This is a genomic window from Streptomyces sp. NPDC059355 (assembly GCF_042752335.1).
GTDB lineage: Bacteria > Actinomycetota > Actinomycetes > Streptomycetales > Streptomycetaceae > Streptomyces.
On sequence record NZ_JBHYXN010000059.1, the window covers coordinates 1 to 23833 of the forward strand.

The window sequence follows — 23833 nt, forward strand, 5'->3', positions numbered from 1 at the left end:
GTGGGAACGACGCGACGACATCCACGAAGCCTTCCTCGGCCTCGCCACCTGCCTCATCACCCACCGACACGTCCAACGCCTTTGTTAGGACCTCTAAGGGCGATTGCCTGTTACCCGGGACACATCCCGTGCGCCCAGCGCTGTGCACTCGGCGGAGCGGCGCGGATGGAACCTCGAAGCAGCCCGACTACGGCTACTTCCCGGACTGTGCGTGAGGAGACCCCGCATGTCTGTACCTGTACCTGTGCCTGTTCCGTACGCCGAAAGCCGACCGCTCCCGCCCTACCGCGCCCTGTTCGCCGTTGACGCGAAGGACTTCACCGGCCTGCCGGCCGCTCAACACGGCCCGGTCAGCCAGCTCATTCCCCAGCTGGTGGACCAGGCGCTGGAGCGGGCCGGCCTGCACCAGTTGCGCGATGCCCAGCGTTTTCCCGCCAATACGGGGGACGGCGTCGTCTTCGGGTTCGATCCGGTGCACCTGCCCTTCGTGCTCTGGCCGTTCCTGGGCGTCCTGGACGACGTGCTCGGTTCGTACAACCGGCAGGCCGTCGGTCCGCGGATCAGGCTCCGAGCCAGCGTCCACGTCGGCCCGCTCCCCGACGGGGGCGATTCCGGAGACGGCAACGGCACGGCCCGCAACGACATGCACCGACTCCTGGATTCGCGTCCGGTCAAGGCTATCCTCGCCGCGGCGAGCGAGGAGGTGACCCACCTCGCCGCAATCGTCTCGGAGCGCGTCTACGAAGACGTCGTGTTGGGCGCCTACACGGGGCTCCACCCCGGCCGGTGTGTCGAAGTGTCGGCCACCGTCGAGGGCAAGAGCTTCTCGCAGCGGGCCTGGCTGTACGTTCCTTCGCCCTCCGGGAACCTCGTGCGGGCGGGCATCCGGCCGCGCGAGGAACCCGTAGCTGCGGTGCCGACGGAGCCCGCCGTGGCACCGGACAAGGGTTCCGGAACGGAGTACCGCGGAAACTCCCAGCACGTCGGGGAAGGAGCCGCAGTGATGGGCAACGTCGGTCGTGACTTCACCTATACCGCTCCCGCGACCACGTACCGCGGTACCAACCAGCACTGGGGCAGCGGGGACAACGTTGCGGGTGACAAGCGGACCGGTGACGGGGGCCGCCGGTGAACGCCGGACCCGGCCCGGCCGCCGAGCCGGAGATCCAGCCAGGCATCGACCAGCCGCATCCGTCGCTTACCCCAGGGGTCGATCAGCACAGTTCCATCCGTGAGGGCCGTCAACGGGTGGACAGCGGAGTCGCGTTGATGGGGAACGTCGGCGGCGACTTCACGTACTTGAACATCAGTGCGTGGACCGACGAAGCCACCGAGCGGATCCTCAAGCCGCGCCTGCGCGAGGGGCCTTATCCGGCGGAAGAGTTGCGCGACAGGCTGTATGGATTCGTCGAACCGCCGTCGTACGCACGCTGCCGAAAGGTGCTGGACAGCCGGATCGTGCTGCTCAAGGCGAGGGTCGGAACGGGCGTCGGCACGGCGGCGTTCGCCCTTCTCGTCGAAAGGCACGGAGAGGGCGGTGTCACGGGCCTGGACGCCATGGCGGATCTGTCGGCGTGGCGGCCAAAGGCCAGCCGCGGATACCTCCTACAGGGTTTGCCCGCGGCATCCGCCCGCTCTCTCGACGGAGTACGACTGGCGGGCCTGGCCGAGGCCTTGCACGACGCTGGGGCGCACCTGGTCGTCACGATGGCACAGGACGCCCGGTTGCCATCAGACACCAGCCGGTGGAAAGAGGTGCATGCCGCTCCCGGACCGCACGAGGTAGTTGAGAGACGACTACGGCTCGTGGCTGCTGAAGGAAAGCTCGACATCTCACAACTGGACGCCGCACTGGGGCACTTGGCCTCACCCGAGTGCACCGACTACCTCTCGACGCATCCGCTGCCCGGCGACGCAGTCGACCTATCGGACGGGCTGCGGCAGTGTGCGGAGAAGTCGGCACCGATCGGGTCCGTACTCGAGGAACTCCTGACCGGCACCGAGGCCGCCGCCCGTTCCGCGCTCGCCAAGGCCCGGCACAGTGCCGCCGAAGTCTCCTTGATGGCGGCCATCGCTCTGCTCGCGGGACAGGACCGCACGGTGATCGAACAGTTCGCCGCAGCAATGCGCCCCTTGCTCAGTACGCGTCATGCCAAGACGGGGCAGAAGGAGGCTCCGGAGGATCAGCCGCCGGATGTCCTCGGCCTCTCGTTCGAGGATCGGCTCGAAGCCATCGGCGCACGTGCACTGGCACCTCGTAGTTCTCCCGCCGACCGGTACCGCTACCCCGTGCAGCCGATCGTCTTCTCCGGCAGGCACCGCTCCGCGACACTCCTGCGCCATCTTTGGCTGGACTTCGAGGGCATGCCAGACGCGCTGTGGGGAGCGCTGGAGCAGCTGCGCTATCAGCCGGGCCTGGATGTGGCCGCCGGAGAGGCGATCGGCCGGGTGCTTGCACATGCCACCGGCCCCGGCGCGCTGACTCAGCTGCACCGCTTCGCCTCCTCGGGCGACCGCTGGCGCCGACGTCTGGTCGGAGTCGCGCTGGGAGAGATCGTCCAGCACCCCCTGGTGTCCGGTGCGGTCAAGGAGCAGATGCGCCGGTGGAGCCGGTCATCCGCCGTTCTCCGCTGCACGGTCGCCGAGACATGTGCGGGTAGCTACGGTCTCGCCCGGCCAGCCGCGGCCCTCAAACTTCTGGACACCGTCCTCGACGGCTCCTCTCCGGAGTTGGACGCGAAACTACGTTCCGCCGTCTCCTTCGCGCTGGGCGCCCTCCTCACCGAGGAGACGAACCACATCGAGGTCCTGGAGACGGTGACGAGGTGGCTGGAAGCCGGCCGGGGAACCCCCCGTCATTCGCTGGCGGTGCACGTGATCCACTCCATGTCGCTCTCGACGTTCCCCCAGCCGGGCACACCGGGTGCCGTCCGTATGAGTCTGGCCCGGACTCTGGAGCGCCACCCCGCGCAGGGCTTCGCACTCGTCGTGCTGGGTCTCGACGACCCGGCCACGCACGACGCGGTGGCCCAAGGACTTGGGCGGGTCGAAGCCGAACCCGACATGTTCCAGAGGACGGCCTTCGACCACTTGCTGAGCGAGCTCTCCCGTACCGCTCGCCAGCGGCGGGGAGTCATCCGTTTCCTACTGGGGCGCCACCGAGATCACACGAACGCATCGCGAAGGAGGAGTGAGTCATGAGCAGGCCACTGCTTACGCCAGTCAGGTCTTCACCCGTTCGGCAGCTGCTGCGGCAACGGTTCGGATCGTCTTCAGATCGCGCGCTCGTCTTCCTCTCGGATCGGGAAGGGGACCGCCTCGAGCCACCCCGAGGTGGAGACATCTGGGGATACCCCCGACCGTCGATCGGGGCGGCCTTCCGCCAGGAGTTCGACTCGATCGGTTGGGTCTCGCTGTCGGAACGCCGGACCGTGGTGGAGGTGTCACGCCAGGGACCCATGACATCGACGCCTGCGCGAGCGCGCTACGAAGTCGCCTGGAACGTCAGCAACCCAGTGCTCGCGGCACGAAGCGGCCTCACGGAGGACGCCGCGCATCGGCTTATCGACCAGGCCATCCGTGGGAATGCCAGACTGCCGGGTGCCTCAGGTCCTCTTCGACAGCCGCCGATCCTGTACGGGACCGCTCAGGTTGAGCCTCCCGGTCAGCCAATTAGCATCGATGGGACGGGCCTGACCTACTGGTTTCTGGACCCCCCAGCCGGCCTTCTACCGGCTTCGAGCCATCCTGCCGAACTCCTCCTTCCACCGGGCTTCGGCGAGGCCCACCGCGAGGCGTACCGCTTCTACCGCGAGGTGGTTGCCGGCGGGCCGGTCGGTCTGGCGGCGCTCTGGCTGCTCCACCATCCCGACCAGGCCAGGGAGGTACTCGACTGGACGGTCGCACACGACCAGCTGCTCACCGAGCGGGACGGATGGGAGCGGACGTTGGCCGCAACGCTCCAGGGACTGACGAAAGAGGACCGGGGCTTCGTCGGGGTGAACCTGGCGCGCCTCCTCAGCGAAGTCGGCGTACCCCAGGGCGATGAGGTCTTGCGCATGGTGGGTGACGCGGGCGTACCGCACAGCGGCATGAACGGCTTCCACGGAGGGGCGCCGTGATGTGGGCTCTACCGTCTCGCCTCGCCCATTTGAGAACCCGGCCTGACCGCCATTCTTCGGACGCGGACCACGTGGTGGTTCTGTCGCGAGAACTCATCGCGCAGAACTATTTGGAGATCGGCCGGGCTGACGGCAAGGCAGCCATTCTTCTGGCTACTGGGGGAACACTCTTCGGGCTCCTTCTCGTACGGCGTCCCCTCGATGTCTTGTGGGCCGTCCCTTTGTGGTGGACGGCAGCGGTCACCACGACCGGGGCGTTGGTCTTCCTGCTCCTGGCTCTGGCCCCGCGCCGTGGGGCGAGAGCCGGCGAGAGGCATGGCCTCCTCGCATACTACGAAGACGTGGTGCGTGCAGAGACACGCGCCGACTTGTCGGCTGGGCTCAGGCGGGACGGCTCAGATCCACAGCCCCGGCTACTCCGTGCGCTGAGGGAGACCAGCAGGATCGCCCGAGCCAAGAACCGCTGCGTGCGGTACGCCATTGTCATGCTGCTACCGGCGATCACCGCGGCCTTCCTGGCCGTTGCGCTCGGTCGCTGATCAGCTTCGAGTAGGAAGTTCGGTGCTGCTGTACCTGGACCCGCAAGGCCTTGCTCAGCAACGTCGTTCGGCATCGCCGTGACTATGTTACGGGGAGAGTCGTAACGCGGCGCGCCAAGGGACTTGGCTAGGCGAACAGAGTGGCTCTGAACTTGTTCCGGATCTCGGTCAGGGGTCCGCGGTCGCGGGTGAAGTAGACCGTGTTGGTGAGGAGGGCGGCCCAGCGGCCCTGGGCCGGGCTGATCCACATGCCCGTGCCGGTGAAGCCGTAGTGGACCCAGATGTCCTCGGCGAGTTCGGTGCCGGGGGCGGGGTGCCAGAAGAGGCCGCGGGCGGGGGTGAGGGCGCCAGTCTGGAGGTGGAGGGAGTCCTTGATCCAGGTGGGGCCGAAGGCGGCCCGGGTGGGGGCGAGCATGTGGCGGAGAAAGAGGGCGAGGTCGTCGAGGACGGAGAAGGTGCCGGCGATGCCGCAGACGCCGCCCAGGAGGCGGGCGGAGAAGTCGTGGGCGGTGCCTTTGAGGTGGGTGCCGGTGGTTTCGTCGTACTCGGTGGGGGCGCAGCGCGCCGCCTCGGGGGTGGGGAGGGGGCCGAAGCGGGTGTGGGTCATGCCCAGGGGGTGCCAGACGCGGCCGGTGGCGAGCCGGTCCAGGGGGTGGCCCGAGAGGTGCTCGGCTAGGTAGCTGAGGATCAGGGCGGCTCGGTCGGTGTACTCGACGGCCTCCCCCGGCGGGCGGTGGAGGGCCTCGTGGAGGACGCCGTCGCGGATGTCCTGGAGGTCTGTGCCGTACAGGTTCTTCAGGTTGGCGCGCAGGGGCAGGCCCGCGGTGTGGGTCAGGAGGTGGTGGGCCGTGGCCCGGGCCAAGGGATGGCCGGCGACCTCGTCCCAGAAGGTGCCCAGCGGGGCGTGGAGGTCGAGTTTGCCCTCTTCGGCGAGCGTGCCGATCGTGGACCAGACGGCGAGGATCTTGGTGAGGCTGGCTACGTCGAAGACGGTGTCCAGCCGCATGGGCTCGTCGGGCCGGTCGGGGTCGAGGAGGCCGACGGCTCCGCTCGCGCGGATGCCGTCGGCGTCCCCGACTGCCCACACCGCGCCGGGGTAGACCTCCTCGCGCACGCCGGTCTGGAGGAGGTCTTCGATACGGGCGGTGGAGGGCGTGGTCATGGTCTCCCGATCGTCGTACGGCCGCGGGTGGTCCGCTGGCCAGCCTAGTGACGTGTCCGGGGTCGGCCCGACTGCGCCACGGGTGGTGTCAGGTGAGCCGTCGGCCGAGTTCGGTGATGGCCGAGGCGGTGGCGCTGAGGGGGAAGCGGGCGGCGTTGGTGCGGCCGACCGCGCGGAGCAGTTCGAGCAGGCCCGGTGTGGTGCGGAGGCGGTTGAGGTCGCGGGCCGCGGTAGCCGGGGTGGTGAAGTCGGTGGCCATGCCGGTGCCTGCGAGGGCCTCGGTGAGGCCGGGGACGGGTTGGTAGAGGACGGGAAGGCCGCAGGCCTGGGCTTCGAGGGCGACGAGGCCCATGGCCTCCAGGGTGGTGGAGGGCACGGCCAGGACGTCGTGGTCGGCGAAGACCTTCCACAACTGCTGTCGGCGGAACCAGCCGAGGTAGCGGACGTGGACTCCGTGCTGGCGGATGACCGGTACGAGGTCCTGGAACTGGGACCGGGGCGCGGCGACGCTCAGCTCGATGGAGGGCGTGGCCGCGACGGCTTGGAGGAGGGGTTCGAGGCCCTTCTCGGAGCTCACGCGGCCTGCGAAGAGGACGCGCAGGTGGCTGGAGCGGCGTCGTGCGGGACGGGGCGGCGGAGCGCTCAGGAGCTGGTCGGGGACGCCCCACAGGATCTTCTCGATCTTGTGCCTGTCGGTCTTGGGGGCGAGCTTGAGCAGGCGGTCGGTCATCGCGTGGGTGGGGACGACGATCGAGTCGGCCAGTTCCAGGGAGGTGACCGGTTGGGGTGCGGGCTCCGGTTCCTTTGAATCCATGACGGACGGGTCCACGCCCCGGCGGCGCAGGATGCCCGCCATGGCCCGGACGCCGTAGTCGACGGGCTGCGGGAAGGCGGTGGTGGTCAGAGGGCACCCCCGTAGGCGGCGGCGACGTCGGTGGGGTTGGTCCAGGGGCGGTGGGCGGCAGTGGGCGTGGAGGCACCCGCGTTCATTACCTCGTGCACGACGCTGGGCAGGGTCTTCGGGTGGAGGCCCTTGGCACGGTGGCGGTCGAGACCGGCTCGTACGTGGGTGGGGGCGATGCCCTCGTCGAGGAGCTTCTTGGCCTCCTGCTCGAGTTGACCGAGCACGCTGGCGGGAGGGCGGTGCTCGCAGGCCGCGGCGTATTCGGTGATGAGGTGCTTCGCCGAGACGGTCTGGGGCGCGGGGGCGGCGCTCGCGCCCCCCAACGGGGTAGTTCCTAGATCCCTGTTCCTAGGTCCTAGATCCGGACCCTGAGGGCTCACGTCAGGCTCATTGAGCCCTCCCTCCACCGGCTGCGAGGGCTCACTGAACTGCCCTTGACCTGCGGATTCCCTGCTCATGGCGGGCTCCCTGCCTGCTGCCTGACCCGTCCTGGAGGCCTCCGTGACGGCTCCGTGCACCGGCAGTGAGGACTCACGCGGGACGCCGAGGTCGTGGTGCGGGCAGGACGGGATCCTGCTGATGCTGGGGCGGTTGATCTTCTGGTGGAGGGTGAAGGCGACGACGTGCAGGTACTGCCTTCCGTCCTCGCCCTCGTAGCGGCAGATCGATTCGGCCGCGCCGAGCTGCGTCAGATCGTCCTCGACTTCGACCGGGCCGTGTTCGCGGCGCAGCGACCACAGCTGTCTCGCGATGACGGCGGCCTGGTCGCGGATGCGGCCCTTGTCGTCGGCTTGGGTGAGCAGCCCGAAGAAAGTCCGCTCGGCGCTCAGGGACACAGCCGCCAGGGACTCGGAGGCGAAGGCCTCGGGCTTGATGGTGCGGATACGGGCGATGGAGATCGACCGCCTTTCGAAATCGGGGCAGGGAAACCGGCGGGGCCGGGGTGCGTGGACAACACAGCCACACCCCGGGTCCAGAAGTCCAGACCTGGCTCAAACGGCCGTGAAAGGTTTTCGAGTCGCACGACCGTAAACCCGAAATCCCGGTCAGCGAAATCGCCCGCGATATTCGATGTCGGCCCGGGATCGCTCACAGCAGACGGGGAAGGCCTTCCCTAGCCTCCGCTGGGCAAGCTAAAACACACCAATGCCGCCACGCCCTCTTGAAATCGGACCCTCCGGACGCGCCGCCGCCCACGCCATCGAACGCACCCGCGTGGCCCGCGGCTACTCCCAGCGCCAGCTCGCTGCCCGGGTCACCGCACTCGGTCGCCCCATGACCTTCACCGCGCTCTCCAGCATAGAGCGCACGGTACGCCGCTGCGACATCGACGACCTCGTTGCCATCGCCGTAGCCCTCGGATCCTCGCCGAACGCGCTTCTCGCTGCTCCGTCGAGCCGCCCCGAGTCGCTGAGGGTGGGCGGAATATAGCCGACGATCCCCGGTTTCCGAAACCGGGGATTATCCGCACCATTGGTGGTCCTTGGAGGCTGCTGCGCCTGTGCGTGGCCAGTGGTCTATTTTCCCGTCCCTTGCGTAAGGAACTTCGCTTGTCCGGCGTCGATCCGATTTCCTCTGTCGGTGCCCCCGAATTTCATCACCGTTCCACCATCGGCCGTGCGTTTCTCGGGGTCCAGGACACGGCCGCCTATCTCGGCATTTCACCCAAGACGCTTTACGTCTGGCGTCACCGGCGGCAGGGTCCGCCCAGTTTCCGGATGGGCGCCCGCGGGCGGGTGACGTACAGGGTCGATGCGCTCGACGCCTGGATATGTGCGCAGGAGCAGGCGGACTTCCGCTCCAACCCCGACCTCAACCCCGTGAGTGCCGCACCGCAGCGGCGAGCCGCCTACTCGGCAACCGTCTGACGGCTTCCGGCCGACCGTCCCGAACCCCTAGTTGCAAGGAAACACTTGGCCGGCTACGTCGAAGACCGCTGGATCAACAAGAAGAAGGACCCCGTCACCGGCAGGCGTGAGCGCACCGCCCGGTACGGTAAGGGCAGCCGGTACCGGGTCGCGGGCATCCCGGGGGTCCGGGGCATGTCGTTCGACACCTTGGAGGACGCCAAGGCATGGCTCCGCCGAGCCGGCGCCGACAGCGAGCGGGGCGAGTTCGTCGACCCGCGCGACGGTTCCATCACCATCGCCGACTACGTCGCGCGCCACTCGCAGGCGGGCGTGCGGGGAGCGCCGGGCACGGTCAAGCGGGTGGACGAGCGCGTGCGCCTCCACGTACTCCCGCACATCGGTGACATCGCGCTGAGGGACGTCACCGCGTCAGTCCTGCGCGGCTACATCGCCACGCTCGAAGGCGAGTGCGCACCGCGCTACGCCCGGCAGATCCTGACCACTCTCTCGAACGTCTTTGAGACGGCGATCGATGACAAACGGCTGGTCCGCAACCCAATGCGTGCCAAGTCTGTGCGCTGGCCCAAGGCCCCGGAGGGCCAGCGGGAGGCTTGGCCGCTGGAGACTGCGCAACGGGTGCGGGACGCCGTCAACCAGCGGTACCGGATCGCCGTCGTGGTCGCCCTCGGGTGCGGGCTGCGCCAGGGGGAGGTCTTCGGGCTGTCGTCGGCGGACATCGACTTCGAGCGCGGCCTCATCCGCGTGCGCCGACAGGTCCAGCTCCTGTACGGCCGCCTGTACTTCACCCTTCCCAAGGGCGGGAAGACCCGGGTCGTCGACATGCCGCCTTCGGTGGCCGCCGAGCTGCGCGCGCACTTCCTGCAGCATCCGGCCATCGAGGTGGAGCTGCCCTGGGGCGGCCCCGAACCCGACCGGGAGAGGCGCTCCTTCCCGCTGGCCCTGACCACGACCTACGGCAACGCGATCCGCGCCAACATCTTCAACGACGAGGTATGGAAGCCCGGCCTCGCGAAGGCCGGCGTGATCCCCGTGCGGGAGAAGGGTCAGCGCTGGAAGGCCTCCCGCAAGGACGGCTTCCACGTACTTCGGCACACCTACGCCTCCGTAATCCTGGAGGCGGGTGAATCCGTCGTCACCCTCGCCCGATGGCTCGGCCACTCCAGCCCGACCATCACCCTCGACCACTACGCCCACTTCATGCCCGAGGCTGGCGGCAAGGGGCGCGCGGCAGTCGATGCGCTGCTCGGTGTGGCCCCTCAGTACGTCCCAGACGACCTTGCCCTTGCCTGAGAACGGGTGGCACAGCACATGCTGTGCCACCCGTTCTTGCGTGGCAGCCTTCAGCTAGTCAGGCTTTTGCGGCGGACTCGCAGCGAGTACGAGGTTCCCTCAGGTCCACTACTGCTGCCCCAGCCGACGCTGGTGGCCACATCCCAACCCTTCTGCTGCTTCATCTGGGCGGCGAAGGCAGCCAGGTCATGCACCGAGCAACCGCAGTCCAACGAGACACGAATGCTCATGTAGGGGCTCCGGGGGTTGTCGTCCCCGTACGGATCCTTCTCCCATTTGACCTCGTGGGCGTGCTCTTTGAGGCCGGTCCGCTCATCGTCGTGCTTGATGCCGTGGGCCTTGGCGTACTCGTCCAGGTCGTCGATGAGGAACAGGTGGCTGGACCACTCGCCGGGCCACACAGCGAAGAGGCGCGAGCTGCCGGCCAGTGCCCGTTCGTAGGCTTCCCGGCTGTTCCCGTGCGTTACCTTGCCGTCGTCGTGGACTTCGATGTAGCACGTCGTACGCGCGGTGTACGGGAAGTCTTTTCCTGCAGCCGCGGCGCTTCTCGGTTCCAACCGACCCTCCCTGTGTGCGGTAGCCCATGGAGCAGTCAACATGATCCACGGAGTGCTGGCAGGGGTTTGCCCTAGCAGGGTCGGTAATCACCAGTGGCTGATGACGCCCTGGATCGAGCTCAACTGACCGGGGTGGAACGGCTGCGGGTGAAGCGACAGTCTCGCTCCCGCCGCGGCGCATTCTCCCCAGATTCTCCCCAGGCCCCTCCAGTCGAGACAGTGAGGCCTTCACTGGTGCGAAGTAGATCTCGGGTTCCGCGCTGCCTGCTACAGCCAGTCCCGCTTCTTGAAGATGATGTACAGGCTCGTACACACCACTGCCATCAGCAGGATCGCGAAGGGGTAGCCGGCAGCCCAGTGCAGCTCCGGCATCGTCTCGAAGTTCATGCCGTAGATGGTTCCCACGAGTGTGGGTGCAAACAGGATGGCTGCCCACGAGGAGATCTTCTTGATCTCCTCGTTCTGTTCGAAGCCGGCTTCGGCCAGGGCTCGCATTTCGGCGTTCTGCTGTTGGGAGACCAAGGTGGCGTTGACCGTGAGGATTTCCGTCAGGGCCTGGCGGAAGCCGTCCACGCGTTCGCTGGTGTGGGTCACGTGGTCGGCCACGTCGCGCAGGTAGCGCTGGAGTTCCTCGTCCGTGCCGTACTTCGCGAAGCCCGCCATCAGGGCGTGGAGCATGCCGACCAGGGGGCGGGTGGCGCGTTGGAACTCGACCATCTCGCGCGAGAGTTCGTAGATGCGGCGGGAGACTTCCGGGTCGCCGCGGAAGACCTCCGTCTCGATCTCGTCCATGTCGTTCTGGACGCCCGCGACGACGGGGGCGTAGCCGTCGACCACCGCGTCGAGGATCGCGTACAGGGCGGCCTCGGGGCCGAGGGAGAGGAGCTCCGGGGTCTCCTCCATGCGGCGGCGGACCGCGGAGAGGTCGGGGGCGGCGCCGTGGCGGACCGTGATCAGGAAGTCCGGGCCGAGGAAGACGTGCAACTCGCCGAACTCGACCTCCTCCGACGCGTCGAGGTAGCGCGCCGCGCGCAGGACGACGAAGAGGGTGTCGCCGTAGCGCTCCAGCTTGGGGCGCTGGTGGGCCTCCAGGGCGTCTTCGACGGCGAGCTCGTGGAGGTTGAACTCGGCGGCCAGCGAGTGGAGTTCCGGCTCGGTGGGGCGGTGCAGGCCGATCCAGGCCATGCCGTCGGGCTGGTCGCGCAGCCGGCGGAACGTCTCCGCGAGGGTCGCGGGGGAGGCGATGCGCCGGCCGTCGCGGTAGACGGCGGAGTCGATCACGCTGCGGTGGTCCGGGGGAGCGGCCGGCGCCGCCGCGGGCTCCGGACCGGCCGGCGGGGAGGCGGGGGGTGCGGCGGGCGGGGGCGTGGGGCGGCGCCAGCCGGTGCGCTTCCCGGACGGTGCGGGGCGGCGGTGGCGGTGGTCCGGGCGCTCCGGCATCGCAGGTCAGCTCCCCAGTCGGCATCATTCCTCGGCGAGGGGCAGGATATCGGAAGGGTATTGACGGATCTGAAGGGTATCGGCGGTTCTGGGGCGCTCTGCCCTTTTCTCGTCGCGGACAGTTCCTGTCCGCAAGTGCGGGTAGCTTGCAGCCATGGGCCCCGTACTCGACACCCGTTCACTGAACCGTGCCACGCTCGCGCGCCAGCTGCTCCTGCGCCGCGCCGCGCTGTCCGCCGAGGACGCCGTCGCGCACCTGCTCGGACTCCAGGCGCAGAACGTGAAGCCGCCGTACTTCCAGCTGCACGCCCGCCTCGCCGGCTTCCGGCCCGCCGCGCTCGCGGAGCTGATGGAGTCCCGCAAGGTGGTCCGGATGGTCACCATGCGGTCCACCATCCACACCCACACCGCGCACGACGCGCTGACCCTGCGCCCGCTGGTCCAGGCGGCCCGCGACCGCGAGGTCAACGCATTCCGCAAGGGCCTCGTCGGCGTGGACCTCGAGCGGCTCGGCGAGCTCGCCCGGGCCTTCGTCGAGGTTGAGCCCCGCACGATGGGGGAGATCCGCGAGGAGCTGCTCGTGTACTGGCCGGACGCCGATCCGCAGTCCCTGTCCGTCGCCGCACGCTGCCGGCTGCCGCTCGTCCAGGTCACGCCGCGCGGGGTCTGGGGACTCAGCGGGCAGGTACGGCTCACCACCCTGCAGCAGTGGACCGGACGGTCCCCGGACGAAGGGCCCCCGGCGCATGCCGTCGACGAAGTCGTACTGCGCTACCTCGGTGCCTTCGGGCCCGCCTCCGTCAAGGACATGCAGACCTGGGCCGGGCTGACCCGGCTGCGCGAGGCCTTCGAACGGCTGCGGCCCCGGCTGGCCGTCTTCCGAGACGAGAACGGCGCCGAGCTGTTCGACCTCCCCGACGCTCCCCGGCCCGACGCCGACACCCCGGCGCCGCCCCGCTTCCTCCCGGAGTTCGACAACCTGCTGCTCTCCCACGCCGACCGCACCCGCGTGATCGCCCCCGAGGTCAGGGGGCGCACCTGGACGGGGAACCAGGCGCACCGCACCCTCCTCGTCGACGGCTTCGTCGCCGGGCTGTGGCGATGGGAGGGCGAATCCCTCACCGTCGAGCTCTTCGGGAAGACGTCGAAGGGGGAGAAGGAACTCATCGTCGCCGAAGGGGAGCGGCTGGTCGCGGAGATGACCGAGACCGGCGGCGCCGCCGGTTCCGTACGCTTCGGGTCAATCCACGGCTGACGCCGCTCTGGTGGGGCGTACGGGCGGCACGGCACGATGCCTTCCATGACGCACAACACCGGCGCCACCGCCGAGTTCCTGGCCGCACGCGACTTCCTGCTCGAACGCCGCGGGGACTACGAGGCCGCCCACGCCGGATTCACCTGGCCCCGCCCCGAGCGCTTCAACTGGGCCCTGGACTGGTTCGACCACATCGCCGAGGGCAACGGCGCCGACGCCCTGCGCATCGTCGAGGAGGACGGCACCAGCCGGTCCGTCTCCTTCGGGGAGCTGTCCGTACGCTCGGCCTCCGCCGCCAACTGGCTGCGCGACCAGGGCGTCGCGGCCGGCGACCGGCTCCTGGTCATGCTCGGCAACCAGCGCGAGCTGTGGGAGGTCATGCTCGGCGCGATGAAACTGCGGGCCGTCGTCATCCCCGCCACGCCCCTCCTCGGCGCGGCGGACCTGCGCGACCGCATCGAGCGCGGCAACGTACGCCACGTCATCGTGCGCGCCGAGGACACCGGCAAGTTCGACGAGGTTCCCGGCACCTACACCCGCATCGCCGCCGGAGCGGACGTGCCCACCGGATGGCGGCGGCTGGAGGACATGTACGCGGCCGACGGCCACTTCAGCCCGGACGGCGAGACCCTGGCCACCGACCCGCTCATGCTGTACTTCACCTCCGGCACCACCGCCCGCCCCAAGCTCGTCGAGCACACGCACGCCTCATACCCCATCGGGCACCTCTCCACCATGTACTGGCTTGGGCTGCGCCCCGGCGACGTGCACCTCAACATCGCCTCGCCCGGCTGGGCCAAGCACGCCTGGTCCAACCTCTTCGCCCCGTGGAACGCCGGCGCCACCGTCTTCGTCCACAACTACGCGCGCTTCGACGCCGAGCGCCTGATGGCGGAGATGGACCGGCACGGCGTGACCACCTTCTGCGCCCCGCCCACCGTCTGGCGGATGCTCATCCAGTCCGACCTCACCACGCTCCGCACGCCTCCGCGCGAGGCCGTCGCCGCGGGCGAGCCGCTCAACCCCGAGGTCATCGAAAAGGTCCGCGAGGCCTGGGGCCTCACCATCCGCGACGGGTTCGGCCAGACCGAGACCACCCTCCAGGTCGGCAACTTCCCCGGCGTCCCGGTCAAGCCCGGCTCGATGGGGCGCCCCGCGCCCGGGTACGAGATCGTGCTGCTCGACCCCGTCACCGGCAAGGAGTCCCCCGACGAGGGCGAGGTCTGCGTGGACCTGCGCACCCGGCCCGCCGGGGTGATGACCGGCTACCGGGATGACCCCGAGCGCACCGCCGAGGCCATGGCCGACGGGCTCTACCGCACCGGGGACATCGCCTCGCGCGACGAGGCGGGGTACCTCACCTACGTCGGGCGCTCGGACGACGTCTTCAAGGCCTCGGACTACAAGATCAGCCCGTTCGAGCTGGAGAGCGCACTGCTGGAACACGAGGCCGTCGCCGAGGCCGCCGTCGTCCCGGCCCCCGACCCGCTGCGCCTCGCCGTGCCGAAGGCGTACATCGCGCTCGCCGCCGGCTGGGAGCCCGGGCCGGAGACCGCCCGGGCGCTCTTCGCGCATTCCCGCGCGGTGCTCTCCCCGTACAAGCGGATCCGCCGCATCGAGTTCGCGGAGCTCCCGAAGACCGTGTCCGGCAAGATCCGCCGGGTGGAGCTGCGGGAGCTCACCGCGGCCGGCTCGGGGGCGGAGTACGACGAGGCCGAGCTCGGCTGAGGAGCCCGTACCGGCGCCGAGCACCGGCGCCGAGCACCGGCGCCGAGCACCGGCGCCGAGCACCGCGTACGGACTACCGCGTACCGGTACGGCCGGGGGCGGGCCGACCGCACGGCCGGCCCGCCCCCTGCGATCCGCTACGCCGGCAGCTGTGCCTCGATCGCCGTGATGACCTCGGGGGCCTCGGGCTCGACGCTCGGCCGGAAGCGTGCGACGACCTCGCCGGCGGGGGAGATCAGGAACTTCTCGAAGTTCCACTGGATGTCCTCGGCCGCCTCGCCGTCGGCGTACGCGGTCTTCACCAGCTCCGTGTACAGCGGGTGCCGGTTCTCGCCGTTGACCTCGGTCTTCTCCAGCATCGGGAAGGTCACGCCGAAGCCGGCCGCGCAGAAGGTCGCGATGTCGTCGGCGGTGCCGGGCTCCTGCCCGCCGAACTGGTTGCAGGGCACGCCGATGACGGTGAAGCCCTTCTGCTCGTACGCGAACTGCAGCCGGGCCAGTCCCGAGTACTGCGGAGTGAGACCGCACTGCGAGGCGGTGTTCACCAGCAGGATCGCCTTGCCCTTGTGGGCCGCCAGGCTGGTGGGCTCGTCGGACAGGGTGGTCAGCGGGATGTCGTACAGGCTCATCGGGCTCTCCTCGGCACAGATACGGATAGGTGTTCCGCCATGTGCTCCGAGCCTACGTCCTGCCCCGCGGGCCGGCGGACCCGGTCGGCCGGGGCCGCGCAGGCCCCGGAACCGCCCTACGCCCCCGTGCCCACCAGGGCGTCCGCCGGGTCGTTGACCGGCTGCGGCATGCCCGTGAGGTCCATGACGAACAGCGGTATCCCCAGGTCGTCCGCGCGGGAGCGGGCGTCCCGCGTGTACCCGGCCAGGGAGAAGTAGACGCTGGTCGCGGAAGCCGTCAGCCCGTTCAGCCAGACGCACTCCACGGCCCGCAGCCCGGCCGGGGCGGTGGTCGGGTCCACCTGCGCCACCAGCCCGGGGGCCCGCAGGTCCACGGCCGCCGAGGGGATGGGCTGCCCGTCGGGCCGGCGGACGTCCTGGAAGCCGAGCCACCGCAGGTACAGCGCGGCCGTGGCCACCGCGTCCCGGGCGGTACGGATGGTCACCGGGCGGAACGCGGGCCGCGGCCCGGGAGCCGCCGAAGGCCGCCCGAGGGCGGATCCGCCTGCGGACGCGGCCGGCCGGCCCGGCCTCCGTACGTCTTCCCGCGCGTCTCCCCGTACGTCCGGACGCGGACGCAGCCCGTCCCGCACGCCGCCGCCCGCAGCGGCCCCGGGCTCCACCGGACGCACCGGAATCCGCACCACCGTCCCGCACGAGGTGCACCCCAGCTCCGGACGCGGCCACTCGCCCACCAGCCCGCAGGCCGCGCAGCGCACCGCCACCCACGTGTCCGACCAGGTGCGGTGCGTCAGCGGCAGGGGCGCCGCGGCCAGGTCCAGAGGCGGGACGACCGGACTCCCGCACGCGCACGGGAAGACCGGAGCGGCGTAGTCGTTCTCGCGCAGGCACGCCGGGCAGCGCACCGGTACCGCATCCGCCATGAGTACTGCCCTCCGTCGCTGTGCGTAGACCCATGCTCCACCACCGGCCACCGACGGGGCGGGTGTGCCCCCGATTTTCCGCTGGAATGCGGCCGCGTCCCGGTCGTTCGTACAAGTCGCTCGCACGACGCGCGGCTTTTGGTGTGTTCCGGGGTTCCGCAGCTGCTTGACGAGCCGTGACTCGCCGCTTAGCTTGTTCCGTATAGCAGAACAATACTTCCGCATTACGGAAATGCCTCGGAATCCGGAAGCAGCTCGCCCGCCTGACCGCCTGACCGCCTGGCCGCCTGACCGCCTGACCCGCAGGAGAACTCGATGCCTCGTATGACAGCCGCCGCCGCTGCAGTGGAGATCCTCAAGCGCGAGGGTGTGTCGCAAGCGTTCGGCGTGCCCGGCGCCGCGATCAACCCGTTCTACCGCGAGCTCAAGAACGTCGGTGGCATCAACCACACGCTCGCCCGCCACGTCGAGGGCGCCTCCCACATGGCGGAGGGCTACACCCGCACCGACCCGGGCAACATCGGCGTCTGCATCGGCACCTCCGGCCCCGCCGGCACCGACATGATCACCGGCCTGTACTCGGCCATCGCGGACTCCATCCCGATCCTCTGCATCACCGGTCAGGCTCCGGTCGCGAAGCTCCACAAGGAGGACTTCCAGGCCGTCGACATCGCCTCGATCGCCAAGCCGGTCACCAAGAAGGCCACCACGGTCCTGGAGGCCGCCCAGGTCCCCGGGGTGTTCCAGGAGGCCTTCTACCTGATGCGTTCCGGCCGTCCCGGCCCGGTCCTCATCGACCTGCCCATCGACGTCCAGCTGACCGAGATCGAGTTCGACCCCGACCTCTACGAGCCGCTGCCCGTGCACAGGCCGGCCGCGACCCGCAAGCAGGCCGAGCGCGCGATCCAGTTCCTGCTGGCCTCCGAGCGCCCGCTGATCGTCGCCGGCGGCGGCATCATCAACGCCGACGCCTCCGACCTGCTGGTCGAGTTCGCCGAGCTGATCGGCGTCCCGGTCATCTCCACCCTCATGGGCTGGGGCGTCATCCCGGACGACCACGAGCTGGCCGCCGGCATGGTCGGCGTCCAGACCTCGCACCGCTACGGCAACGCGACGTTCCTGGAGTCGGACTTCGTCCTCGGCATCGGCAACCGCTGGGCCAACCGTCACACCGGTTACAACCTGGACGCGTACCTCGGCGACCGCAAGTTCGTCCACGTGGACATCGAGCCCACGCAGATCGGCAAGATCTTCGCTCCCGACCTCGGCATCGTCTCCGATGCCAAGGCCGCGCTGGAGATCTTCATCCAGGTCGCCAAGGAGCTCAAGGCCGAGGGCAAGCTGCCCGACTACAGCGCCTGGGTCGCCTCGCACCTGGAGCGCAAGGGCTCGCTGCAGCGCCGTACGCACTTCGACAACATCCCGATGAAGCCGCAGCGCGTCTACGAGGAGATGAACAAGGCCTTCGGCCCGGAGACGCGCTACGTCACCACCATCGGCCTCTCCCAGATCGCCGGCGCGCAGATGCTGCACGTCTTCAAGCCGCGCCACTGGATCAACTGCGGCCAGGCCGGCCCGCTCGGCTGGACCATCCCGGCCGCGCTGGGCGTCGCCACCGCCGACCCGCAGACCCCCGTCGTCGCCCTCTCCGGCGACTACGACTTCCAGTTCATGCTGGAGGAGCTGGCGGTCGGCGCGCAGCACAAGATCCCGTACGTCCACGTCCTCGTGAACAACGCGTACCTGGGCCTGATCCGCCAGGCGCAGGGCGGTCTCGGCATCAACTTCGAGGTCAACCTCGAGTTCGAGAACATCAACGCCCCGGAGCTGGGTGTCTACGGCGTCGACCACGTCAAGGTCGTCGAGGGCCTGGGCTGCAAGGCGATCCGCGTCACCGACCCGAACGAGCTGGGTGCGGCCTTCGAGGAGGCCAAGAAGCTCGCCGCCGAGTACAGCGTCCCGGTGGTCGTCGAGGCCATCCTGGAGCGCGTCACCAACATCTCGATGAGCAAGACGGTCGACATGAGCGACGTCACCGAGTTCGAGGAGCTCGCGACCGAGCCGGGCCACGCCCCGACCGCGATCCGCCCGCTGTCCGTCTGACGGCGGTTCGCAGTTCGTACGAGCGGCCCCCGTCCCTTCGCGAGGAGGGACGGGGGCCGCTCCGTGTTCCGGCGCCGCCGCGAAGGCTTCCGTACGACGGCGTCCGTTCGGGGCTTCGCCAGGTGTGTCGACCGCCGACGGCCCGTCCGGGCGGCCCGGCAGAGGACACTGACCGGTGCTCCGCCGCTGCTGCGGGGGAGACGGCGGAGAGCGAGGTGGCCGGGGTGGCGGAGGCTTCGACAGGCGGGCAGGACGGCGACGGCTCCGTCGAGGCCGATGCCAGGGCGGATGCCGGGGCCGATGTCGAGCGCGGGGGATACCGGCAGGAGCTGAAGCGCACGCTGGGTTCCTTCCAGGTGTTCGCGATCTCGTTCGCCTTCATCTCGGTGGCGGTCGGAGTCTTCGGGACCTACGACGAAGTACTGCGAACCGCGGGACCGGTGGGGATCTGGCTCTGGCTGATCGCCGCGGCGGGGCAGACCCTGGTGGCGCTGGTGGTCGCCCAGTTCGCGGCCCGCATCCCGCTCAGCGGCTCCTCCTACCAATGGGCCTCCCGGCTGGCCGACCCGCGGACCGGCTGGTGGTTCGGCTGGCTGACCTTCTGCTTCCTGGCGATCGCCGTCGTGGCGATCGACAACGCGCTGGCGAGCCAGTCGTTCATGCCGCTCGCCGGCATCGCGGCGGACGAGGACACCGCACGCGTGATCACGCTCGTGGTGCTGCTCGTCCAGGCCGTGGTCGCCATCGCCTCGACGCGCCTGGTCAGCTGGATCAACTCGGTGGCGGTGGGACTGGAAGTGGCCCTCGTCGTGGTGGTCGCGATCGCGCTCGTCATCGCCGTGGCGGTCACGGGCGACGGCTCGGCAGCCAACCTCACCTCGCGCGGAGTCGCCGCGCACACGCCCGGCTACTTCGCCGTCGGCGGCGGGCTGATGCTGGCGATGATCATGGGTCTCGCCACCCTCGTGGGCTTCGACTCCGCCGCGAACCTGGCCGAGGAGGCCAAGGACCCCCACCGCAGCGTCCCGCGCGCGATCGTGGGGTCGGTCGTCGCCGCGGGAATCCTCGGCATGCTCTTCCTGATCGCGCTGACCGTCGCGATCGAGGACGTCCCGCGGATCAGCGCCGACGGGTCGCCGGTCGCGGCGATCATGCGCGAGAACCTCGGTCCGGCCGCGGAGAAGGTGCTGCTCGTCGCGATCTCGTTCGCGTTCTTCGGCGCCGGGATCGTGGTGATGGTCTCCTGCTCGCGGCTGGTCTTCGCGATGTCGCGCGACGCACGTTTCCCCGCGCACCGGGTGATGCGGCGGGTGAACCCCCGTACGCGGACGCCGGTCCCGGCGACCCTGCTGATCCTCGCGCTCGGATTCGTCCTGATGGTGGCGCTGCCCGGCGCTGCACTGCTGGAGCTGATCACGGCGTCGACGATCCTGCCGGCCGTCATCTACGGTGCGACGATCGTCCTCTATCTGGCCGTGCGTGGCCGCCTGGGCCGCCAGGAGGGCGCCTTCGACCTCGGACGCATGGAGCTGCCGGTCGCGCTCTGCGCGCTGGTCTGGACCCTGCTCGCGCTGTTCGTCCTCGTGACGCCGCGGGAGGCGCTGGTCCCCGTCGTGGTCGTGGCCGGCCTGCTCCTCCTGGGAGGGCTGTTCTTCCTCGGCATGCTGGTGTTCGACCGCGAGTCGCTGGACACCGAACCCGGCGAGGACACCTTCCGCAGGGGCCGCTGAGGCGCGTTCCGTTCCCGAGGCGGGGTCCTGAGGCGGGGCCTGCCCGGGCATGACAAAGCGCCGAGTCACGGGACCGTCCGTGACTCGGCGCTTTGAGTGTGACCGCCCGACGGTGCGAGGCTGGCGCGACAGGACGTTCGCGCCGCCGGGCGGAGTGTGGAGGCTCTTGTGAAGGGGGCTCTGTGCGTGGCCCGTATAAGAGGAGGGAGGTGTGGAGAGTGGCTGGGACCGCGACGGGCGGTGACGAGAGCTCCGGCGTCGTCTCCCTCAGGTCAAGAGACGGGCCTCGGCACCCATTACCACCGCACTGGCTCACACGCCCGTCGCGGCCCTCGTCCGGCCCTTACCGCGTACCACCCCTCATCCGGGTCCGCGGTTCGGGCTCGGCACCCGGGACCTGACCTCCCGTCAGGTCCCCGGTGCAGCTTTCGGGCTCAGGCGTCGCGCAGGGCGCGGACGGCCTCCTCGACGCGCTTGCCGTAGTCGGCGTCGGCGGCGTGGAAGTGAGCCAGGTTCTTCTCGATGACGTCCTCCAGGGTGACCTGAGACAGACCGCCGGCGATGTTCGCCACCAGGCGCTGCTTCTCGGCCTCCGACATCAGGCGGTAGAGCTCACCGGCCTGGAAGAAGTCGTCGTCCTTGGTGTGGGCCGGGGCCTCGTGGGTGCCCGTGTAGCCGGAGACGGCCTTCGGGGCGCCGAGCGCGAGACCGGTCTCGGCAGGGCCCTGGTACGAGTTGGGCTCGTAGTTCTTGTCGTGGCGCGAGCCGTTGCGCAGCGCCATGACGCCGTCGCGGCCGTAGTTGTCGGCCTTCGTCGCCTTCGGGGCGTTGACCCGCAGCACGGTGTGGTTCACACCGAGGCGGTAGCGCTGGGCGTCGGCGTACGCGAACAGGCGGCCCTGGAGCATCTTGTCCGGCGAGGCGGTGATGCCCGGGACGAAGTTGTTCGGGGAGAAGGCGGACTGCTCGACCTCGGCGAAGACGTTGTCCGGGTTGCGGTCGAGGACCAGGCGGCCCACGCGCTGCAGCGGGTAGTCGCTGTGCGGCCACACCTTGGTGAGGTCGAACGGGTTGAAGCGGTAGTCCGCGGCCTCGGCGGTCGGCATGATCTGGACGTAGAGGGTCCAGCTCGGGTTCACGCCGCGCTCGATCGCCTGGAGCAGGTCGGTCTGGTGCGAGTTGGCGTCCTTGCCGACGAGCTCGGCGGCCTGGTCGCCCGACAGGCAGCGGATGCCCTGGTTCGTCTTGAAGTGGTACTTGACGAAGAAGGCCTCGCCCTGCGCGTTCGTCCACTGGTAGGTGTGCGAACCGTAGCCGTTCATGTGACGGTACGAGGCCGGGATGCCGCGGTCGCCCATGAGCCAGGTGATCTGGTGCGTCGCCTCGGGGGCGTGCGCCCAGAAGTCCCAGACGTTGTCCGGCTCCTGCTTGCCCGTGAAGGGGTCGCGCTTCTGGGAGTGGATGAAGTCGGGGAACTTGATCGGGTCCTTGATGAAGAACACCGGGGTGTTGTTGCCGACGAGGTCGTAGTTGCCCTCTTCGGTGTAGAACTTCAGCGCGAAGCCGCGCGGGTCGCGGACCGCGTCCGCGCCGCCGAGCGAGTCGGCGACGGTGGAGAAGCGCAGGAAGGTCTCGGTCTTCTTGCCCACCGTGTTCAGGAAGGCGGCGCTGGTGTAACCGGTGACGTCGTCGGTCACCTCGAAGTAGCCGTACGCGGCCGAGCCGCGGGCGTGCACCACACGCTCCGGTATGCGCTCCCGGTTGAAGCGGGCCAGCTTCTCCAGGAGCTGCTGGTCCTGGATCAGGAGCGGGCCACCGACGCCGGCGGTGGCGGAGTTCTGGTTGTCGGCGACCGGGGCGCCGGACTCGGTCGTCAGCGTGCGCTTCGACATGGTGACCTTCCGTACGGGAAACCTGCTGACGGAAAGCGTCTTCCGTCATGCGGAACAGCCTAATTTCAGGCCGAACGCAGCGTCAACAGTTTGTTGAACAAAGATGGAGAGAGGTGATCCGGACGGTGCCGGCGCTTGGGCGCGACAGGACAGGTGTCAGCACCGGCACCATCCGGAAACTCAGGGCCCCTGTGAGAGGGGAGGTGCTCAGATCTGGGCGCCGGAGAGGCGCTCGACCGCACGGAGCAGGGCGGAGTGGTCCAGGCCGCCGTCACCCTGGGCGCGCAGCGAGGCGACCAGCTGGGCGACGACCGCGCCGACCGGGAGGGCCGCACCGACGTTGCGGGCGGCGTCGGTGACGATGCCCATGTCCTTGTGGTGCAGGTCGATCCGGAAGCCGGGCTTGAAGTCGCGGTTCAGGAAGTTGTCCTTCTTGCGGGTCAGCACCGTGGAGCCGGCCAGACCGCCGTTGAGGACGTCCAGGGCGGCGTTCAGGTCCACGCCGGACTTCTCCAGGAAGACCACGGCCTCGGCGCACGCCTGGATGTTGACGGCGACGATGAGCTGGTTGGCGGCCTTCACCGTCTGGCCGGAGCCGTGCGGCCCGCAGAGCACGATGGTCTTGCCGAGGGCTTCGAGGATCGGCAGGGCCGCGTCGAAGTCGGCCTTCTCGCCGCCCACCATGATCGACAGGACCGCCTCGACGGCGCCGGCCTCGCCGCCGGACACCGGGGCGTCGATGACGCGGATGCCCTTCTCGGCGGCGTTCTTGGCGAGGTCGATCGAGGTCTGCGGGGTGATCGACGACATGTCGATGATCAGCGCGCCGGACTTCGCGTTCTCCAGGATGCCGTTCTCGCCGTACGAGATGGCCTCGACGTGCGGGGAGGCCGGCACCATCGTGATGACGACGTCGGCGTCCTTGACGGCCTCGGCGATCGAGCCGGCCGCGGCGCCGCCGGCGGCGGCCAGGCGGTCGAGCTTGTCCTGCTCCAGCGTGAAGCCGGTGACCGAGTAGCCGGCCTTCAGGAGGTTCTCGGCCATGGGGGAGCCCATGATGCCGAGCCCGATCCAGGCGATCGACGGGAGCGCGGTGGGGTTGCTCATGATGAGGGTCCTTCTCTTAATGCTTTGTACGAAAAGTTCGTGAAGTGCCTGGCTGATCGCCCGGGCTTTGTCCGCCTACCGCGCGGCGCGGGCCTCGGCCGGCAGCCATGCGAAGGAGGCGGCGGCGTCCTCGGCCTTGTATTCGAGGCCTACGTAGCCCTCGTATCCGGCCTTCCTCAGCTGGTCGAGCAGCTCCGCGAGGGGCAGCTCGCCGGTGCCGGGGGCACCGCGTCCCGGCTTGTCCGCGATCTGGACGTGGCCGGTCTTGGCGGCATACTTTTCGATGACCTCGGAGAGGTCCTCATCGTTCATCGCCAGGTGGTACAGGTCGAGCAGGAACTTGGCGTTCCCGAGGCCGGTGGCCTCGTTCACCTTGTCCACCACCTCGATGCCGGCCGGGGCGCTCACCAGCGGGTAGAGCGGCGACTCGGGCTTGTTGAGGGTCTCGATCAGCAGGATCGCGCCGACGCGGTCGGGGGGGGGGGCCGCCCCCCCCCGGGTCGCCCCCGGTCGGGTATACACATAAAAGATCCCACCACACAGAATCACATCACGAATGGCGGGGTGTGGTTGTTATGTTTG

The 23833-nt window shown here is 69.4% G+C and carries 19 protein-coding genes and 2 pseudogenes; 11 read left to right on the plus strand and 10 right to left on the minus strand.

Features of this window, described 5'->3' with window-relative positions; all coding sequences use genetic code 11:
• Positions 1-226 precede the first annotated feature (226 nt).
• From ACFXGI_RS35055 to ACFXGI_RS35070, 4 genes are read left to right on the plus strand one after another with little or no spacing between them, the layout of a single operon-like run.
• Positions 227-1132, plus strand: a complete 906-nt coding sequence (locus ACFXGI_RS35055; protein ID WP_384715882.1) for a hypothetical protein — start codon at positions 227-229, stop codon at positions 1130-1132.
• Positions 1129-3201: a hypothetical protein gene (locus ACFXGI_RS35060; RefSeq protein ID WP_384715885.1), complete on the plus strand. Its 2073-nt coding sequence runs from the start codon at positions 1129-1131 to the stop codon at positions 3199-3201. The genes ACFXGI_RS35055 and ACFXGI_RS35060 overlap by 4 nt, the downstream gene beginning before the upstream one ends.
• Positions 3198-4121 (plus strand): hypothetical protein, encoded by a 924-nt coding sequence (locus ACFXGI_RS35065; protein ID WP_384715888.1) that lies wholly within the window; start codon positions 3198-3200, stop codon positions 4119-4121. The genes ACFXGI_RS35060 and ACFXGI_RS35065 overlap by 4 nt, the downstream gene beginning before the upstream one ends.
• Positions 4121-4660 (plus strand): Pycsar system effector family protein, encoded by a 540-nt coding sequence (locus ACFXGI_RS35070; RefSeq protein ID WP_384715991.1) that lies wholly within the window; start codon positions 4121-4123, stop codon positions 4658-4660. The genes ACFXGI_RS35065 and ACFXGI_RS35070 overlap by 1 nt, the downstream gene beginning before the upstream one ends.
• Positions 4661-4787: 127 nt before the next feature.
• Here the strand turns inward: ACFXGI_RS35070 and ACFXGI_RS35075 are convergent, their stop codons facing one another.
• The 3 genes and pseudogenes from ACFXGI_RS35075 to ACFXGI_RS35085 all read right to left on the minus strand — a co-directional run bounded on the left by ACFXGI_RS35075 (position 4788) and on the right by ACFXGI_RS35085 (position 7619).
• Positions 4788-5822 carry a serine hydrolase domain-containing protein gene (locus ACFXGI_RS35075; protein WP_384715891.1) on the minus strand — a complete coding sequence of 345 codons (1035 nt, stop codon included), beginning with the start codon at positions 5820-5822 and terminating at the stop codon, positions 4788-4790.
• 88 nt (positions 5823-5910) lie between these two features.
• Positions 5911-6582: pseudogene (locus ACFXGI_RS35080) on the minus strand (glycosyltransferase family 4 protein); the annotation flags it as partial.
• 140 nt (positions 6583-6722) lie between these two features.
• A complete protein-coding gene (locus ACFXGI_RS35085) occupies positions 6723-7619 on the minus strand; it encodes a hypothetical protein (RefSeq protein WP_384715994.1) in 897 nt (298 codons plus the stop codon).
• 253 nt (positions 7620-7872) lie between these two features.
• Here ACFXGI_RS35085 and ACFXGI_RS35090 point away from each other — a divergent pair, with 253 nt between their 5' ends.
• The 3 genes from ACFXGI_RS35090 to ACFXGI_RS35100 all read left to right on the plus strand — a co-directional run bounded on the left by ACFXGI_RS35090 (position 7873) and on the right by ACFXGI_RS35100 (position 9887).
• The gene (locus tag ACFXGI_RS35090; RefSeq protein ID WP_384715894.1) at positions 7873-8157 is read left to right on the plus strand and encodes a helix-turn-helix domain-containing protein; all 285 of its coding nucleotides are present in this window, start codon (positions 7873-7875) and stop codon (positions 8155-8157) included.
• Between the two features lie 119 nt (positions 8158-8276).
• Entirely contained in the window at positions 8277-8594 is a 318-nt protein-coding gene (locus ACFXGI_RS35095; RefSeq protein ID WP_384715897.1) for a helix-turn-helix transcriptional regulator, read from the plus strand.
• A 45-nt stretch (positions 8595-8639) separates the two neighbouring features.
• Positions 8640-9887 carry a tyrosine-type recombinase/integrase gene (locus ACFXGI_RS35100; protein ID WP_384715900.1) on the plus strand — a complete coding sequence of 416 codons (1248 nt, stop codon included), beginning with the start codon at positions 8640-8642 and terminating at the stop codon, positions 9885-9887.
• Between the two features lie 50 nt (positions 9888-9937).
• Here the strand turns inward: ACFXGI_RS35100 and ACFXGI_RS35105 are convergent, their stop codons facing one another.
• Positions 9938-10444: a hypothetical protein gene (locus ACFXGI_RS35105; RefSeq protein WP_384715903.1), complete on the minus strand. Its 507-nt coding sequence runs from the start codon at positions 10442-10444 to the stop codon at positions 9938-9940.
• Between the two features lie 267 nt (positions 10445-10711).
• Entirely contained in the window at positions 10712-11884 is a 1173-nt protein-coding gene (locus ACFXGI_RS35110; RefSeq protein WP_384715906.1) for a magnesium and cobalt transport protein CorA, read from the minus strand.
• A 154-nt stretch (positions 11885-12038) separates the two neighbouring features.
• Between ACFXGI_RS35110 and ACFXGI_RS35115 the strand changes: the two genes are divergently transcribed.
• Positions 12039-13139: a winged helix DNA-binding domain-containing protein gene (locus tag ACFXGI_RS35115; RefSeq protein WP_384715909.1), complete on the plus strand. Its 1101-nt coding sequence runs from the start codon at positions 12039-12041 to the stop codon at positions 13137-13139.
• A 45-nt stretch (positions 13140-13184) separates the two neighbouring features.
• Positions 13185-14867 (plus strand): AMP-binding protein, encoded by a 1683-nt coding sequence (locus ACFXGI_RS35120; protein WP_384715912.1) that lies wholly within the window; start codon positions 13185-13187, stop codon positions 14865-14867.
• A 137-nt stretch (positions 14868-15004) separates the two neighbouring features.
• Here ACFXGI_RS35120 and ACFXGI_RS35125 read toward each other — a convergent pair whose 3' ends face one another.
• Both ACFXGI_RS35125 and ACFXGI_RS35130 read right to left on the minus strand, forming a co-directional pair.
• Positions 15005-15496 carry a glutathione peroxidase gene (locus ACFXGI_RS35125; protein ID WP_384715915.1) on the minus strand — a complete coding sequence of 164 codons (492 nt, stop codon included), beginning with the start codon at positions 15494-15496 and terminating at the stop codon, positions 15005-15007.
• A gap of 116 nt (positions 15497-15612) precedes the next feature.
• Positions 15613-16419 carry a hypothetical protein gene (locus ACFXGI_RS35130; RefSeq protein WP_384715918.1) on the minus strand — a complete coding sequence of 269 codons (807 nt, stop codon included), beginning with the start codon at positions 16417-16419 and terminating at the stop codon, positions 15613-15615.
• Between the two features lie 315 nt (positions 16420-16734).
• Here ACFXGI_RS35130 and gcl point away from each other — a divergent pair, with 315 nt between their 5' ends.
• Entirely contained in the window at positions 16735-18522 is a 1788-nt protein-coding gene (gene gcl, locus ACFXGI_RS35135; protein WP_384715921.1) for a glyoxylate carboligase, read from the plus strand.
• Between the two features lie 224 nt (positions 18523-18746).
• Entirely contained in the window at positions 18747-20252 is a 1506-nt protein-coding gene (locus ACFXGI_RS35140) for an APC family permease (RefSeq protein ID WP_384715924.1), read from the plus strand.
• Positions 20253-20686: 434 nt separating this feature from the next.
• Here the strand turns inward: ACFXGI_RS35140 and ACFXGI_RS35145 are convergent, their stop codons facing one another.
• From ACFXGI_RS35145 to ACFXGI_RS35155, 3 genes and pseudogenes are all read right to left on the minus strand, one after another.
• Entirely contained in the window at positions 20687-22144 is a 1458-nt protein-coding gene (locus tag ACFXGI_RS35145) for a catalase (protein WP_384715927.1), read from the minus strand.
• A gap of 207 nt (positions 22145-22351) precedes the next feature.
• Positions 22352-23251, minus strand: coding sequence for a 2-hydroxy-3-oxopropionate reductase (locus ACFXGI_RS35150; protein WP_384715930.1), 900 nt, complete (start codon positions 23249-23251; stop codon positions 22352-22354).
• Positions 23252-23326: 75 nt separating this feature from the next.
• Positions 23327-23725 (minus strand): annotated as a pseudogene (locus ACFXGI_RS35155) (TIM barrel protein); the annotation flags it as partial.
• Positions 23726-23833: the final 108 nt, after the last annotated feature.

Coding starts and splice junctions, on each gene's coding strand:
- ACFXGI_RS35115 (WP_384715909.1), top strand. CDS start 12,039: ATGGGCCCCGTACTCGACACCCGTTCACTGAACCGTGCCACGCTCGCG.
- ACFXGI_RS35120 (WP_384715912.1), top strand. CDS start 13,185: ATGACGCACAACACCGGCGCCACCGCCGAGTTCCTGGCCGCACGCGAC.
- ACFXGI_RS35090 (WP_384715894.1), top strand. CDS start 7,873: ATGCCGCCACGCCCTCTTGAAATCGGACCCTCCGGACGCGCCGCCGCC.
- ACFXGI_RS35110 (WP_384715906.1), bottom strand. CDS start 11,884: ATGCCGGAGCGCCCGGACCACCGCCACCGCCGCCCCGCACCGTCCGGG.
- ACFXGI_RS35055 (WP_384715882.1), top strand. CDS start 227: ATGTCTGTACCTGTACCTGTGCCTGTTCCGTACGCCGAAAGCCGACCG.
- ACFXGI_RS35130 (WP_384715918.1), bottom strand. CDS start 16,419: ATGGCGGATGCGGTACCGGTGCGCTGCCCGGCGTGCCTGCGCGAGAAC.
- ACFXGI_RS35145 (WP_384715927.1), bottom strand. CDS start 22,144: ATGTCGAAGCGCACGCTGACGACCGAGTCCGGCGCCCCGGTCGCCGAC.
- ACFXGI_RS35075 (WP_384715891.1), bottom strand. CDS start 5,822: ATGACCACGCCCTCCACCGCCCGTATCGAAGACCTCCTCCAGACCGGC.
- gcl (WP_384715921.1), top strand. CDS start 16,735: ATGCCTCGTATGACAGCCGCCGCCGCTGCAGTGGAGATCCTCAAGCGC.
- ACFXGI_RS35070 (WP_384715991.1), top strand. CDS start 4,121: ATGTGGGCTCTACCGTCTCGCCTCGCCCATTTGAGAACCCGGCCTGAC.
- ACFXGI_RS35150 (WP_384715930.1), bottom strand. CDS start 23,251: ATGAGCAACCCCACCGCGCTCCCGTCGATCGCCTGGATCGGGCTCGGC.
- ACFXGI_RS35125 (WP_384715915.1), bottom strand. CDS start 15,496: ATGAGCCTGTACGACATCCCGCTGACCACCCTGTCCGACGAGCCCACC.
- ACFXGI_RS35065 (WP_384715888.1), top strand. CDS start 3,198: ATGAGCAGGCCACTGCTTACGCCAGTCAGGTCTTCACCCGTTCGGCAG.